The organism is Patulibacter sp. SYSU D01012 (assembly GCF_017916475.1).
Taxonomy (GTDB): domain Bacteria; phylum Actinomycetota; class Thermoleophilia; order Solirubrobacterales; family Solirubrobacteraceae; genus Patulibacter.
Genome location: NZ_JAFMTB010000001.1, coordinates 474,509 through 488,727, shown reverse-complemented (window position 1 = coordinate 488,727; position 14,219 = coordinate 474,509). Strand labels below are relative to the sequence as shown.

The following is a 14,219-nucleotide window of genomic DNA, read 5'->3' as shown; positions in this document are numbered from 1 at the left end:
GGGGATGACGCCGCCGCTCGTGCGCCGCTTCTGGGTCCGGGGACGCCTGCGCACCAGGTTCGTCCTGACGGACGAGGCCGACCGCGAGCTCGGCCGGCTGGAGCGCGACCGCTGGCACGACGACCGGGCTCGGACGCGCGACGAGGACGGCGCGCTGTGGCAGCTCGAGACCACGGGCGGCCGGGCCCGGGCCGTGTGCGGCGACCGCGAGGTGCAGCTGGGTCTCGACGCCCTGTGGGTCGGCGACGCCCGGTACGCCCTGCGCCTGGCGACCGACGGATCGCGGACCGCCAAGGCGACCGACGAGTCGGGCGCCCCGGTGCTCGTCGCGCGTCCCGCGCCGGAGCGCGGCGGCCCGTTCCTGCTCCTCGCCCTCTCGCCCGCCCTGGCCGAGCCGTACGCCGCGGCGATGGCCGTCGCGTTCGCGCTCGTGCGGATCGACGGGGGGTTCGTCTACCCGATCGGCGGCCCGGGCGGCGGGACCTGAACGACGGGGGCGGGGCGGTGCCTCGTACGGCGCCGCCCCGCCCGCTCAGTCCCGGTTGCCGGCGGCGATCTTCCGCAGGTCGATCGTGCGGTCGTACAGGTCGGCGTCGACGCCCTCGGCGAGCGCGACGTCGCGGAGCGGCTCGCCGGACTCCGTCGCCTTCTTGACGATCTCGGTCGCCTTGTCGTAGCCGATGGCCTCGTTCAGCGCCGTCGCCGTGGCGAGGGTGGCGCCGGCCGACGCGTCCGTGCCGCGCGTGTTGGCGCGGATGCCGTCGATCGCCTTCTCGGCGAACGCCTTCGACGCGGTGGAGAGCAGGTGGATCGACTGCAGCAGGTTGCGCGCGATGAGCGGCACGCGCACGTTCAGCTCGAACTGGCCCTGCATGCCGCCGATGGTGATCGCGGCGTCGTTGCCGATGACCTGGGCCGACACCTGCAGGACGACCTCGGGCAGGACCGGGTTGACCTTGCCCGGCATGATCGACGAGCCCTTCTGCAGCTCGGGCAGGAACAGCTCGCCGATGCCGGCGCGCGGGCCCGAGCCCATCAGCGCGATGTCCTGGGCGATCTTCGTCAGCGAGACGGCGACGGACTTCAGCGCGCCGGACAGCTCGACGAGCGCGTCCCGGTTGGCCTGGGCCTCGAACGGGTCCTCGGGCGCGGCGATCAGGTCCAGGCCCGAGTCGGCGACGAGCCGCTCGCGGACCTTCGGCGCGAAGTCGGCCGGGGTGTTCAGGCCGGTGCCGGTGGCGGTGCCGCCGAGCGGGATCTGCCCGACCTGCGGCAGGGCGTTGCGGACGCGCTTGGCCCCCAGGCGCACCTGCGCGGCGTAGCCCGAGAACTCCTGGCCCAGCGTGACCGGCACGGCATCCATCAGGTGCGTCCGGCCGGCCTTGACGACGTCGGCGAACTCGTCGGCCTTGGCCTGCAGCGACGCCTCGAGCTGCCCCAGCGCCGGCAGCAGCCGGTTCGTGGCCTCGTCGAGCGCGGCCAGGTGCACGGCGGAGGGGAACGTGTCGTTGGACGACTGCCCCATGTTCACGTGGTCGTTGCGGTGCGCCGCGCCGCCGGTCAGGGCGGAGATGACCTCGTTGACGTTCATGTTCGTCGACGTGCCCGAGCCCGTCTGGAAGACGTCGATCGGGAACTGGTCGTCGTGCTTGCCGGCGACGATCTCGCCCGCCGCGGCGGCGATCTTCTCGGCGATCTCGCCGTCGAGCTTGCCCAGCTCGGCATTGACCCGGGCGGCGGCGCCCTTGATCCGCGCCTGCCACTTGATGACCTGGATCGGCACCCGCTCGCCGGAGATCGGGAAGTTCTCGACGGCCTTCTGGGTCTCGGTGCCGTACAGCGTCTCAGCCATGGGTGGTGCCTCTCTCGGGGTCGGGGGCGACGGGGCGGGACACTACTCCGGGACGGGCGGGCGACGGCGGGCGCGCCCGCCGCGCCGCGCGCGAACGTGGCGGGTTCGCCTGCATGCCGCAACCTCTCGCCTGCGCCGGGGTTGGGGTGGGCATGTCCCGTACCGTCCCCACCAGGATCCCCCTCGCCACGCTGCTCGTGGCCCTCGCCGCGCCCGCCGCCGCCTCGGCCGCCGCGCCGCCCCAGCTCGTGCCGCTCGACGCCGCCAAGCCCGTCGCGGCCGCCGCCTCGGGCACCACCGTCGCCTGGCTGCGCCAGACCTCGAAGCGGGGCGACCGCCAGCTCGTCGTCCGCGACGCCGGCGCCGCCGCCCCGCGCGTCGTCGCCCAGCGCGTGCCCCGCAACGCCGTCGGCCTGGCGATCGGCACCGACGCCCACGACGCCCCGACCGCCGTGCTCTCCACGTCGGGCGGCCGGCTCTACCGGCTGCCCCTCGACGGGTCCGCGCCGGCCGCGCGGCTGCCGTCCTTCCGCGCCGGCGGGCACGACGCCGCGCCCGGCCTGCTGCACGGGACCGTCAGCTTCGTCCGGAGCACCGGGAAGGGCGCCCGGGCGCACCGCATCCTGCGCGCCGCAGCGCTCGACGGGCGCCGCAGCACCGCGGTGACGCCCGTCGCCGCCGGGTACGACGCGACCGAGACCGCGCCGCTGGCCGGTGGACGCATCGCCCTCGTCGCCGTCCGCGTGGTCGGCTACCGCCAGTGGGCGGAGCTGCGCCTCGTCTCGCCCGAGGGCCGACGCTCGCGCGTGCTGACCCGCACCTCGGCGGGCGGCGCCGCGGACGTCGGCATCGGCCCGCTGACGGTGACGCCGGACGGGAACCACCTGACGGCGTCGCGGTGGCAGGAGGGCGGCGGCCACCCGTGGGACACGACGACGTGGCACGCCACCGGCCGGGTCCAGGAGCGGCACCGCCAGGCCGCGCCGTACGCCCGCGAGCTGCCGCTCGGCGCCGAGGGCACCGCGGTGCTCGACCCCGACCTGTCCCGCGACGCCCCGCGCCTGGCGCTGATCGCGGCGCACTGAGGCCGCCCGGCGCGCGACCGCCCGGCAGCCGGGGCCGCTCGCCGCCGCGCCAGGCCCGAGGGCGGGTCCCGCCGTGCGACACGGGCCCGCCCCGCGGCGACCGCGGCGGGGCGGCGACGGGCGTGCGCCGGCGCTACGCTCGCCCGCCGTGCCGGCGCTGTCCTCCCCCCACGACCGCGAGATCGTCCGGCTGGCGCTGCCCGCCCTGGGCACGCTGGCCGCGGAGCCCACGTACCTGCTCGTCGACACCGCGATGGTCGGCCACCTGGGCGCGCAGCCCCTCGCGGCGCTCGCGCTCGCGACGTCGATCCTGGGGACGATCGGCGGGCTGGGCGTCGTCGCCACGTACGCGACGACCGCCGCCGTGGCGCGGCTGTCCGGCGCCGGCCACGAGGCCGACCTGCGGCGCCTGGCCGCGCAGTCGCTGTGGCTCGGCGTGGCGATCGGCGTGGTGGGCGCGCTGCTCGCCGTCGCGCTCGGGCCCGCGTGGATCGGCGGGCTCGGCGGGGAGGGCGCCACCGCCGACGACGCCGCCCGCTACCTGCGGATCGCCGCGCCGGGCCTGGCGCTGGCGCTGCTGAGCATGGCCGCGCAGGGGTGGCTGCGCGGGACGGGCGACCTGCGCACGCCGCTGCTCATCGTCGTCCTGGGCAACCTCATCAACCTGGCGCTCAACCCGCTGCTGATCTACGGCGCCGGCCTGGGCCTGGACGGCTCCGCGGTCGCGACGCTCGTCGGCCAGGCGACGATGGGCGCGCTGTTCGTGCGCCTGCTGTGGCGGGGCAGCGCCGAGCCCGGCGGCGCCGCCGTCGCCGGCGTGCGGCGGCCGTCCCTGGCGCTCCTGCGGCGGCTGGGGGCGACCGGCGCCTACCTGCTCGTCCGCAGCGGCGCGCTGCTCGCCACGTTCGCCGTGGCCTCCGCGGTCGCGGCGCGCGTGGGCGAGCCGTCGCTGGCGGCGCACCAGATCGGCTGGCAGCTCTTCCTCTTCCTGGCGCTCGTCCTCGACGCGATCGCGATCGCCGGGCAGGTGCTGATCGGCCGCGCGCTCGGGGGCGGACGGACCGACGAGGCGGTCGAGGCGGCCCACCGCATGGTCCTGTGGACCGTCGTCGTCGGGCTGGCCGCCGCGGCCCTCCTGCTGCTGGCGCGCGAGCCGGTGATCGGCGCCTTCACCGACGACGACGCGGTGCGGGACCGGGCCCGGGCGCTGTGGCCGCTGCTCTGCCTGATGCTGCCCTTCGCCGCCGCGGTCTTCGCCTTCGACGGCATCCTCATCGGCGCCGGCGACAGCCGCTTCCTGGCCGGCGCGATGACCGCCGCCGCCCTGCTCGGCATCCCCGCGATGGTGCTCTTCCGCGGGCTCGACTGGGGCGTCGCGGGCGTCTGGGGCGGGATCGTCGTGACGATGCTCGCCCGTCTGGTCGGCACGTGGTGGCGCTTCCGCGGGCGGCGCTGGGCGACGCCGGGCGCCTGGCGGTAGGCACCGTCGGGTGCCGCGGCCGGCGGCGCGGACCCGCGCGCCCCGCCCCTCAGGCTGCCGCCGTGCCGTCGACGGTCAGCACGACGCGGCCGTCGCGCTCGGTCGCGCCGAGCCGCGAGAGGCGCACGGCGCCCCCGCCACCCCCGTCGAGCCCGCCCCCGGCCCCCATGGGCAGCTCGCGGCCGGCGAGCGGCCCGTCGCCGGCGACGACCACGCGCGGGCGCCCGTCCTGCACCTCGACCGCCAGCGGCAGCGAGATCGGGCCGAGCGCGATCTCCAGCTGCAGGTGGCCGTCGACGGCGCGGGGCGTGACCGGCAGCTCCTGACCCCGGATCGCGAGCGACTGCTCCCCCACCGCGGCCGTCGCGTGCAGGGTCCCGTGCTCCACGGTGGCGGCCACGTCGTCGAAGCGGAACTGGCCGGTGTCGAGCGCGTCGGCCCGCAGGTCCAGCCGCGGGACGCTGCGCAGCGCGTCGCCCGCACCCACGCCCTCGCCGTCGTCCCCGCCGATCGTGGCCTCCGCGAAGTGGACGGCGACGGCGTCCGGCGAGCGCCGCAGCAGGTCGAGCGGCGAGCCGTCGATCCGGAGCGACGCGACCGGCCCCACGCGGTTCGCGAGCCGCGAGCGCACGACCGCGGTCGCCGCCGGCTTCAGGCCGACGGCCACCACGAGGAGCGCGAGGACGAGGAGCGCGCCTGCGTAGGCGAGCGCCCGGCGGCGCGTCGGCCGCCGCGGGCGCGGAAGGCGAAGGCGAGGGGTGCGGACGGAGGACGGCATGCCCCGCGACTATCGGCGTCCCGCGGCCGGAAGTCCCGCGCTGCGCCGCGCTTCTTAGGGGCCTCACAGAACCGCGGACCGCCCGGGTGCCACGATGCGGCCGATGGCCCGGGCCCCCGCGACGTTCCTCCGCAGCCTGCGGCATCGCGTCGCGGCCCTGAGCGCCGTGGTCGTGGTCACGGTGCTGGTGGGTGCCGGGGGCGGCGTCGTGCACGTGACCTCGCGGGACGACCGGCAGCAGATCGACGCCGGCCTGCGCCGCCAGGCGGCCGTGCTGGCGCGCCTGGCCGACGTCGGCGTCGCGACGAGCCCCCGGCGCGGCGTGCGCCTGCCCACGCCGCTGGAGCAGCGGCTCGACGCGCTGCTGCGGTCGACCGAGGGCGCCGTCCGGGTCTACGCGGACGGCCGCCTGCTCTTCGCCGCCGGCGGCCCCGCCCGGGGGCGGCTGCCGCCGGCGCCGGGGACGGGGCTGCGCACCCTGCGCACGAGCGTCGGCGACGGCTGGCGCTCGCTCACGGTGGCGGCCGACGGGGGACGCGTGCGGGTGGAGACGCTGCGCTCGCTCGCCGAGGCCGACGCCCGGGCCGCCACGCTGCGGACGACCGTAAGCGTCCTCGTCGTCCTGGGCGCCGTCGCCGCCGCGCTGCTCGCCACGCTCGCCTCCGGGGCCGCGCTGCGCCCGCTGCGGCGCCTGCGGCGCACCGCGGACGAGGTCGCCTCGACGGGCGACCTGGCGCGCCGCGTGCCGGAGGGCGGGCCGGTCGAGGTGGCGGCCGTCTCCCGCGCCCTGAACACGATGCTCGCGCAGATCGAGACGTCCGCGGCCGAGCGCGAGCGCACCATGGCGGCGACGCAGCGGTTCGTCGCGGACGCGGGCCACGAGCTGCGGACGCCGCTCGCCACGCTCGACGCGACGCTCGAGCTGCTCGTCACCCACCCGGAGCTGCCGGCGCAGGACCGCCACGACGCGCTCGTGGAGGCGTGGACCGAGGAACGACGGCTCGCGGCCCTCGCCGACGCCCTGCAGGCGCTGGCCCGCGGGGACGCCGGCGCGCTCGGCGACGAGGGCGAGGTCGACCTGCAGGAGCTCGTGACCGCCGCGGTGGACGCCGCGGCGCGCCGGCACCCCGAGGCCACGTTCCGGCTGCGTCCGGGGCCCACCGTCGCGCCGCTGCCCGGATCGCCGTCGGGGCTCCGGCGGATGGTCGACAACCTGCTCGAGAACGCGGCCCGCCACGGGGGCACGCGCGCCGCCCCGAGCGTCGAGGTCGCGCTGCGGCAGCGGCCCGGGGAGCGGCTGCTGGTCGTCGAGGACGACGGCCCCGGCGTCCCGCCGGAGCAGCGCGCGGCCGTCTTCGAGCGGTTCCGCCGGGCCCCCGGCGGCGCCGACGGCGGCTCCGGACTGGGCCTCGCGATCGTCGCGCAGCAGGCGGCGCTCCACGGCGGCAGCGCCTCGATCGGGGCGAGCGACCGCGGCGGGGCGCGCGTCGAGGTGACGCTGGCCGCGCCGGATCGGGACGGCACGAGCGCTGGGGACGGGGCATGCGGCGAGACCGCCGGCCCGGTCGTCCTCGGTCCGAGGACCGAGCGCGGGCCCGACGCCGGAGCCCCGGCGTGAGCGCGCCGCCGACGCTGCTCGTGGCCGACGACGACCGGCGCCTGCTCGCCGCGCTCGGGCGCGGGCTGCGGGCCGAGGGCTTCGACGTCCGTCTCGTCTCGGACGGCCAGGCCGCCCTCGACGCGCTCGAGACCCGGCAGATCGCGCTCGCCCTCCTCGACGTGGCGATGCCAGGCCTCGACGGCATCGCCGTGATCCGCCACGCGCGCGCTCGCGGGCTGGACCTGCCGATCTGCGTCGTGTCGGCGCGCGCCGACGTGGCCGACCGGATCCGGGGACTGGAGGCGGGGGCCGACGACTACCTCGTCAAGCCGTTCGCCCTCGGCGAGCTCGTCGCCCGCGCCCGGGCGCTGCTGCGCCGGCGTCCGCCGGACGCCGCGCGGTGGCGCGTCGGCGACGTCACGGTCGACGGCGGCGCGCGCCGCGCCTGGCGCGGCCCGCGGGAGCTGGGCCTGACGCGGCGGGAGTTCGACGTGCTGCAGGCGCTCGCGCGGCGCGGCGGCGTCGTCGTCACCCGGCCCGAGCTGCTGTCCCTCGTCTGGGGCTACACCGACCCGACCGACACGAACGTCGTCGACGTCTTCGTCGGGTACCTGCGGCGCAAGCTCGAGGCCGACGGCGAGCCGCGCGTGATCCGGACGGTGACCGGCGTCGGGTTCGTGCTCGAGGACCCGGCCGCGGACTGAGGCCGGCAGCGGCCGGCGGGCGGCCGCCCCTCAGCGTCGCAGCCGCAGCCGCAGCAGCGGGTCGATCAGCCGCCAGCGCGGCCCCGGGTCGCGCGCGAGCAGCTGCCCCGCCTCGATGAGCGCCTCGAGCGCCTGGTGGAACGCCCCCCGGGTGGCCCCCTGCCGGCGGGCCAGGTCGGCCGAGGTCGGCGCGCGCCCGTGGGCGACCTCGCCCAGGACGATCCGCTGCAACCGGGTGAGCGGCGCCAGCGCCGCCGCGTGGATCTCGGCCGTCTGCTCCAGGGCCTCCTCCAGGACCGCCGCGACGTGGGCGTCCTCGTCCCCGTCGACGCCAGGCTCGGTCAGCCGGCGGGCGAGCAGGTGGCAGAGCAGCATCGTCCGCTGCGGGTGGCCCTCGCCGAGCTGGACGAGCGTCGCGGCGGCGTCGCCGGGGTCGAGGGCGAGCTCGGCGAAGCGGCGCTCCACCTCGTCGATCGTCGACTCGAGCGGCAGCGGCGGCAGCGAGAGCGGCTCGGCCTGCCCGAAGAAGGGCGCCTCGTGCCGCTCGAACATCCGGGCGATGAGCGACGGCTCCGAGCCGGCGAAGACGTACGCGACGTCCTGCTGGGGCTGGATGACCGCGCGCAGCCGTGCGTCGAGGCCGGGCCCGGCCACGAGCAGGTCCTGGAACTCGTCGAGGATGACGAGGACCGGCTCGCCGGAGCTCCGCGCGACGGCGTCGGGCAGCGCGAGCAGCTCCTCCAGCAGGCGCCCGTGGTCCGCCGGCGTGGCCCCCGCGGGGGCGAGGGTCAGGCGCGGGCCCGCGAGCGACACGTCGGCGCCGATGCGGCCGGCCAGGCGCTCGACGCGGCGGACCGGGGCCGCCTCGCGGTGCCCGGCCCAGGCGACGAGGAGCGCGCGCGTCAGGCCGGCCAGGTCGCTGATCCCCCCGAGGTCGGCGCGGACGGTCCGCCACCCAGCCGCCTCGAGCGCCGCGGCGTGGGCGGCCAGCAGGGTCGTCTTGCCGTAGCGCCGCGGCGCGGCCAGGCGCACCGGCGTCCGCTCCGCCGCCGCGCGCCCGAGCCGCCGCCGCTCGTCCTCGCGGTCGATCATCCGGCGGGGCGGCACCGGTCCCGCGTGCTTGAACGGGTAGTCGGACACCCGGCCAGTATAGGTTCAGCTATACAGCGCTGTCCAGCTGCAGCTAGACCGCTGACCCGCCGTCGTCCAGCCGGGTCAGTCCTTGCCGGTGACGAGCGGGTCCGGCAGCGCGAAGCCCAGCTCGGCGCAGCGCTCCTCGATCCGGCGCACGACGGTCTCGACGACCGCGACGCGCGCCCAGCGCTTCGAGTCGGCCGGGATGACGTCCCACGGGGCGTGGGCGGTGTCGGTCTCGGCGAACATCTCCTCGGCGGCCGCCTCGTACTGCGGGCGCTTCTCGCGGTTGCGCCAGTCGTCGGGCGTCAGCTTCCACGACTTGAGCGGGTCGTCGCGGCGGCTCTCGAACCGCTCGAGCTGCTCCCGGTCGCTGATGTGCAGCCAGAACTTGACCAGGATCGTGCCGTCGTCGACGAGCTGCTGCTCGAACTCGCGGATCTCGCGGTAGCCGCGCCGCCAGTCCTTCTCGGGCGTGATCTCCTCCACGCGCTCCACCAGCACGCGGCCGTACCAGGTGCGGTCGTAGACGGCCATCCCGCCGCGGCCGGGCAGCGGCAGCCAGAACCGCTGCAGCCAGTGGTGGCGCAGCTCGTCGTAGGACGGCGCCGCGAACTGCACGACGCGGTAGTGGCGCGGGTCGAGCGTGCCGACCAGGCGCTTGATCGCCCCGCCCTTGCCGGCCGCGTCCCAGCCCTCGATGACGACGAGCAGCGGCGGACCGATCGGGTGCTCGCCGTGCTTGGGCTGCTTCGGGCTGCCGGCCCACGTCAGGCCGCCGAGCGCCAGCCGCAGCTGCGTCAGCCGCGTCTGCGCGGCGTCCAGGCGGGAGGCCTCCTCCTTCCGCGACAGCCGCAGGCTCAGGTCCAGGTCGTCCAGTCGGCCCATGCGGCGAGCCTACGGGGTGGCGGGGCGCGCTCCCGCGGCGGCGGGCGCCCCGTCCCCCGTCATGCCGCGGGGAGGACGACGGCGGCGGCGGCGAACCGCCCGGTCGAGCGCTCCGCGCGGTGCGAGAAGAAGCGGTCGGTCCGCGCGGCGGTCGAGATCGGGCTGACCGCGATCCGGTCGGGCCGCACGCCCGCCGCGAGCAGCGCGGCGCGGTTGGCCGCCCGCAGGTCGCACCGGGTCCGCCCCGCGGCGTCCCGCGGCAGGATCGCGTCGCGCTCGTCCGGATACGCCGCGGTCATCGCATCGATCACGTCGGGGCCGACCTCGTAGTCGTCCACGCCGATCGACGGACCGATCGCCACCCGCAGCCCGTCGGCCTGGGCCCCGAAGCGCTCGCCGAGCGCGCGCACCATCCGCGCGGCGATGCCGCCGGCGGTGCCCCGCCACCCGGCGTGCGCGACGCCGACGCAGCGGGTCGACGCGTCGAACGCGACGACCGGCACGCAGTCGGCGACCGTGACGCAGAGCGCCAGGCCCGGCTCGTCGGTGATCAGCGCGTCCACGCCCGGGACCGCCGTGTCCAGGTCGGTCGCCCCGCGGCCGGCGTCCTCCGCGCCGACGTGCGCGACCTCGACGCCGTGCACCAGCCGCGGCCAGACCGACCGCTCGAGCGCCAGGCCGGCGGCGGCGAAGAAGCGGCGCCGGTTCGCGACCACGGCGGCCGGGTCGTCGCCGACGGTCAGCCCCAGGTTGAGCGTGTCGTACGGCGGGGCGCTCGTCCCGCCCAGGCGGGTCGACACCACCGCGTCGCCGCCGGTCCCCTCGAGGAGGCCGAAGCGCAGGACGGGCACGTCGTCGGGCACGGGGCGACCCTAGCGCGGCGCGAAGGCCCCGCCCCCGGGCCGGAACCGCCCGCGACAGCCGACGGCGAAGCGCGCGCAGCGGTAGCGGGCCAGGAAGGCGTAGGCGGCCATCGACGTCTCGGCGTTCGACGCGACGAAGCCGACGTACTCGCGCGGCATCGACAGCTGGTTCGTGAGCCGGTCGAGCGAGCGCGACACGAGGCTGGGCGAGAAGCCGATCAGGCCGCTGCGGCGCCACGCGATGGCGAAGCCGCCCGCCTCGAGCGGGCGCACGAACATGCCGTAGGCGGTGCGCACCAGCCCGTCCCGTCCGATCTGCGTGCGCAGCACGACGGCCGCCGCGCGGTCGGCGTAGCTGCGGCTGATCCGGTCGCCGTGGCGGTAGCCCATCTCGGTCTCCAGCGCCCCGAAGACGGCGGTGCGCACGCCCGAGCTCCACGTCTCGTCGCACGCGACGGGGGAGCAGCGCGGGATGCCGTCCTGCGTGCGGAACAGGCGCTCCCAGCGCCCGAGCTCGCCGGCGACCGTGACGTCGCGGTGGTCCGTGTCGCGGTAGCGCCGGCCAGGATCGCCGTGCCGGCCGAGCACGTGCAGGCCCTGGAGCAGCCGGGTGAGCGGATCCAGGCTGGAGAGCCAGACGAACGTGCGCGTGGGCAGCACGCAGGTCTTCGAGGCGTACGGGTAGGTGCGGGAGTCCGCGGGCAGCTCGCCGCGGCAGTCGGCGTAGGCGTCGGGCTGGAACGGCGCGTCGTCCGGCCACGCGCCGGACGCGTTCCACGTCGCGGCGTAGATGTCGCGCCCGCGCGGGAAGCCGCCCGCGCGGGACGTCGCGGCGAGCGCGGCCGCCCGGGCCGTGCGGCCGCGGTAGCCCTCGTACTGCTCGCCGTCGTTCGTCCCGTGACGAACGGTGAAGCGATGGGAGCGGAAGCGGCCGCGGTCCGCGAGCGGGACGAGCGCCGCGCGCTGCCGGCCGACGTCGCGCGGGCCGACCGTCAGCAGCGGGCGCTCCTGCAGCGCCAGCTCGACCCGCCGGGTGCCGCGCAGCCCGAGCGGGGTCACCGCGATGCGCGCGCGGCCGGGCGCCGCCGCCCAGTCGACGCGCAGCCGGGCGCGCAGCTCGGCGCGCCCGTCGCGCCACGTCGCCACGCCCGTCTCGGTCCGCGCCCCGGAGTGCTCCCGCTCCAGGCGGTTGCGGTCGATCCCCAGCAGCCGCCACGGACGGCCGGCGCCCAGGCGCGCCCGCACCGGCAGGCCGAAGTACTCGGCGATCGCCGCGGCGCCGTCGTCCCGGGGCGAGTACAGGTCGTCGAGGAACGGCCCGGCGAGCGCGAGCGCGGCGTCGAGCGCGTCCCGCGTCGGCGCGGCGGCCCGCACGGCCGCGCGGTCGGGCGTGCGCAGCCCGTCGCGGACGCCCGAGAGGACGACGACGCTCGCCGCCAGCCACAGCGCCACGGCGGGCAGGAGCACCGCGGCCGCGAGCACGCGCAGGCGCCTCGGCGCGGGCGCCGAGGAGCGGTCGGGCGCCCGCCGGCGCCGCGGAAGCCGGTCGGCCACCCACACGTCGCGGCGGAGGGTATCCGCCGGGCCCGCGGGCCTCGTCCGTCCGTCCGCCGCAGGCGCCCGGGCGCCGCCGCCGGCTACCGTGCGCCGCGCGCGCCGCCCGGGCGCGCCGCGTGCATGCCGTCCTCCGTCCCGTCCCTCCGCGCGGCCGCGCTGGCCGTCGCGCTCCTCGCCGCGTGCGGCGCCGCCATGGCGCTGTGGTGGGTCGCCGCCGTGCTGCTCGTGGTGCCGGGAGCGGCCGCGACGGCCGGGGCGCTCGTCCTGCAGGCGGCGCTGCACGGGCTGGCGGTGCGCGGGATCGTCGGCCGCAGCCGGATCACGGCGCCGCTGCTGGCGGGCGCCGCGCTGGTGGGCTGGATCGGCGTGGGGGCGCTCTTCGACGCGGGCGGGTCCGCGTTCTACGCCCAGGCGTCCGTCGCCCTGGTGCTCCTCGTGCCCGCGGGGGCGCTCGCTGGTGCGGTGTCTGAAGCGCCTAAGATCAAGGCATGCGTGGCGTCACGGCAGCGGAGCAGGAGTACCTCGAGACCCTGCTGCACCTGGACGAGGCGCAGGAGCCGATGACGGCCGCCAACGTCTCCCGCGCGATGGCGCTCTCCGCCCCGACGGTGCACGAGATGATCAAGCGCCTGGAGAGCGACGGCTTCATCGAGCGCGACGAGCGCAAGCGGATCTCGTTCACCGCCGAGGGCCTGGCGGTCGCGCGCGACGTCGCCAGCCGGCACCGCCTGGTCGAGCGCTTCCTCGTCGACGTGCTCGGGATCCCGTGGTACGAGGTGCACACGGAGGCCGCGCGCATCGACCGCAGCGTCAGCCCGATGGTGCTCGAGAAGATGCGCGAGGCCATCGGCACCGCGACGACGTGCCCGCACGGCCACCCGATCGCGGTCGGCCAGCGCGTGCGCTGCGGTACGCGCCTGGCCGACGTGCCCGTCGGGGAGCGGATCACGATGCTGCGGTTCGAGAACGAGCAGGACGAGATCGTCCGGTCCCTGCACGCCGCCGGCGCGCGCCTGGGCCTGACGGGCGTCGTCGAGCGCAACGACGACGAGGCGGTCGTCGTCGAGAGCCCCGAGGGCCTGCACACCGAGCTGAGCCCGCGCGTCGCCGCGACCGTGGCGGTCTGGGCGTCCGTCTCGACGCCGGGCCCGCCGGCGAACGCCACGCCCATCGCGCCCCGCTAGGCGCCGCCGGACGCCCGGGCGCGCGCCCCGGGTCCGCGGAAGGACGCGCGCGACGCCGGGATCCGCCCCGCGCGCCCGCCGGACGGCACGCACGGGACGTTGCCGGCCTTGCCGCGCCGGCGCCGCGCGCGGACGATGGTCCCTTCATGACCGCGATCCGCACCACCGCAGCGTCGGAGCTGCTCGGCGTCTCCGCCAGCACGCTCCGCGCGTGGGAGCGGCGGTACGGGTTCCCCACGCCGCAGCGGACGGGTGGCGGGCACCGGCAGTACGACCTGGCCGAGATCGAGGCGCTGCGCGACGCGATCGCCCGCGCGCCGGACGCCGCGACCGCCGTGGCGCTCGCCCGGCGGGACGTCGACGGCGGGGGCGGCGGCTGGGACGCGTTCGGCCCACCACGCGGCCGCGCGGAGGCGTCTCCCGTGGACCGGCTGCGCCGCGGCCTGCGCCGCTTCGACGAGTCCGAGGCCGACCGCGTGGTCGAGGAGTCGCTGCACCTGCGGTCGCTCGAGCGCTCCGTCGACGAGGTGCTGCTGCCCGCGGTCGACGCGCTCGACCGCGACCACCCCGGGTCGGTCGAGTACGCGTTCGCGTGGCGGTGGGCGTCCCGCTGGCTCGCCGCCGCCACCCGCACCGCGCCGCCGGCGCACCGTCCGCAGGTCGTCGTGCTGCTGGACGGGACGGCGCCCGGCGCCGTCGAGGCGCTGCGGCTGCAGGCGCTCGACCTGGCGCTGCGCCGCGCCGGCGTCCTGCCGATCGCGGTCGGCGCGGACGTGCAGCCGACCGAGCTGGGCCGCGCCCTCGGCCGCATCGATCCAGCGGCGCTCGTCCTCTCCGGCCGCACCGTGCCGCTCGACCGCCTGGGCCGTCTGGTCTTCGCCGCCCAGCGCGCCGTCGGCGGCGAGCTGGCCGTCCTCGACTTCCTCGGCCCGATGCGCGACGGCCGGACGACCGGCGTCGAGCGCCTGGACCCCGCGCCGCTCGTCGCGCGCTCGCGGCTGCTGCAGCTGCTCGACGGCGACGAGCCGGGGTTTCGCGTGCGCCGGGGCCGCTAGCGGCCGGTCGCCACGCCCGGGGGCCGTCGGTCCGCGCGC

At 77.8% G+C, this 14,219-nt stretch carries 14 protein-coding genes; 8 read left to right on the top strand and 6 right to left on the bottom strand.

All coding sequences use genetic code 11. The features are described from left to right. The first annotated feature begins 4 nt into the window (after positions 1-4). Positions 5-487: a hypothetical protein gene (locus J3P29_RS02115; protein WP_210491362.1), complete on the top strand. Its 483-nt coding sequence runs from the start codon at positions 5-7 to the stop codon at positions 485-487. 45 nt (positions 488-532) lie between these two features. Here the strand turns inward: J3P29_RS02115 and J3P29_RS02110 are convergent, their stop codons facing one another. Next, positions 533-1,852 carry a class II fumarate hydratase gene (locus J3P29_RS02110; protein WP_210491361.1) on the bottom strand — a complete coding sequence of 440 codons (1,320 nt, stop codon included), beginning with the start codon at positions 1,850-1,852 and terminating at the stop codon, positions 533-535. A 152-nt stretch (positions 1,853-2,004) separates the two neighbouring features. On the opposite strand from J3P29_RS02110, the gene J3P29_RS02105 reads away from it, so the two are divergent. Together J3P29_RS02105 and J3P29_RS02100 are read left to right on the top strand one after the other, a co-directional pair. Next, positions 2,005-2,937, top strand: a complete 933-nt coding sequence (locus J3P29_RS02105; RefSeq protein WP_210491360.1) for a hypothetical protein — start codon at positions 2,005-2,007, stop codon at positions 2,935-2,937. Positions 2,938-3,085: 148 nt separating this feature from the next. Further along, on the top strand, positions 3,086-4,417 hold the full coding sequence (locus J3P29_RS02100; protein WP_210491358.1) for an MATE family efflux transporter: 1,332 nt from the start codon (positions 3,086-3,088) through the stop codon (positions 4,415-4,417). Between the two features lie 49 nt (positions 4,418-4,466). Here the strand turns inward: J3P29_RS02100 and J3P29_RS02095 are convergent, their stop codons facing one another. Beyond that, positions 4,467-5,195 carry a hypothetical protein gene (locus J3P29_RS02095; RefSeq protein ID WP_210491357.1) on the bottom strand — a complete coding sequence of 243 codons (729 nt, stop codon included), beginning with the start codon at positions 5,193-5,195 and terminating at the stop codon, positions 4,467-4,469. A gap of 103 nt (positions 5,196-5,298) precedes the next feature. Between J3P29_RS02095 and J3P29_RS02090 the strand changes: the two genes are divergently transcribed. Together J3P29_RS02090 and J3P29_RS02085 are read left to right on the top strand one after the other, a co-directional pair. Then, complete coding sequence (locus J3P29_RS02090) at positions 5,299-6,813, top strand: HAMP domain-containing sensor histidine kinase (protein WP_210491356.1); 1,515 nt, start codon at positions 5,299-5,301, stop codon at positions 6,811-6,813. Further along, positions 6,810-7,499 (top strand): response regulator transcription factor, encoded by a 690-nt coding sequence (locus J3P29_RS02085; RefSeq protein WP_349239747.1) that lies wholly within the window; start codon positions 6,810-6,812, stop codon positions 7,497-7,499. The genes J3P29_RS02090 and J3P29_RS02085 overlap by 4 nt, the downstream gene beginning before the upstream one ends. A gap of 30 nt (positions 7,500-7,529) precedes the next feature. Here the strand turns inward: J3P29_RS02085 and J3P29_RS02080 are convergent, their stop codons facing one another. From J3P29_RS02080 to J3P29_RS02065, 4 genes are all read right to left on the bottom strand, one after another. Continuing rightward, a complete protein-coding gene (locus J3P29_RS02080; RefSeq protein ID WP_210491354.1) occupies positions 7,530-8,639 on the bottom strand; it encodes a helix-turn-helix domain-containing protein in 1,110 nt (369 codons plus the stop codon). A gap of 75 nt (positions 8,640-8,714) precedes the next feature. Further along, positions 8,715-9,521, bottom strand: a complete 807-nt coding sequence (locus tag J3P29_RS02075) for a UDP-galactose-lipid carrier transferase (RefSeq protein ID WP_210491353.1) — start codon at positions 9,519-9,521, stop codon at positions 8,715-8,717. A 59-nt stretch (positions 9,522-9,580) separates the two neighbouring features. Then, positions 9,581-10,384 (bottom strand): peptidoglycan editing factor PgeF, encoded by an 804-nt coding sequence (gene pgeF, locus J3P29_RS02070; RefSeq protein ID WP_210491352.1) that lies wholly within the window; start codon positions 10,382-10,384, stop codon positions 9,581-9,583. A 9-nt stretch (positions 10,385-10,393) separates the two neighbouring features. Next, positions 10,394-11,866: a hypothetical protein gene (locus tag J3P29_RS02065; RefSeq protein WP_210491351.1), complete on the bottom strand. Its 1,473-nt coding sequence runs from the start codon at positions 11,864-11,866 to the stop codon at positions 10,394-10,396. 195 nt (positions 11,867-12,061) lie between these two features. Here J3P29_RS02065 and J3P29_RS02060 point away from each other — a divergent pair, with 195 nt between their 5' ends. From J3P29_RS02060 to J3P29_RS02050, 3 genes are all read left to right on the top strand, one after another. Then, positions 12,062-12,505, top strand: a complete 444-nt coding sequence (locus J3P29_RS02060; RefSeq protein WP_210491349.1) for a hypothetical protein — start codon at positions 12,062-12,064, stop codon at positions 12,503-12,505. Further along, positions 12,430-13,125 carry a metal-dependent transcriptional regulator gene (locus J3P29_RS02055; RefSeq protein ID WP_210491348.1) on the top strand — a complete coding sequence of 232 codons (696 nt, stop codon included), beginning with the start codon at positions 12,430-12,432 and terminating at the stop codon, positions 13,123-13,125. Before J3P29_RS02060 ends, J3P29_RS02055 begins: the two co-directional genes overlap by 76 nt. 146 nt (positions 13,126-13,271) lie before the next feature. Then, complete coding sequence (locus tag J3P29_RS02050) at positions 13,272-14,180, top strand: MerR family DNA-binding transcriptional regulator (protein WP_210491347.1); 909 nt, start codon at positions 13,272-13,274, stop codon at positions 14,178-14,180. Positions 14,181-14,219 lie beyond the last annotated feature (39 nt).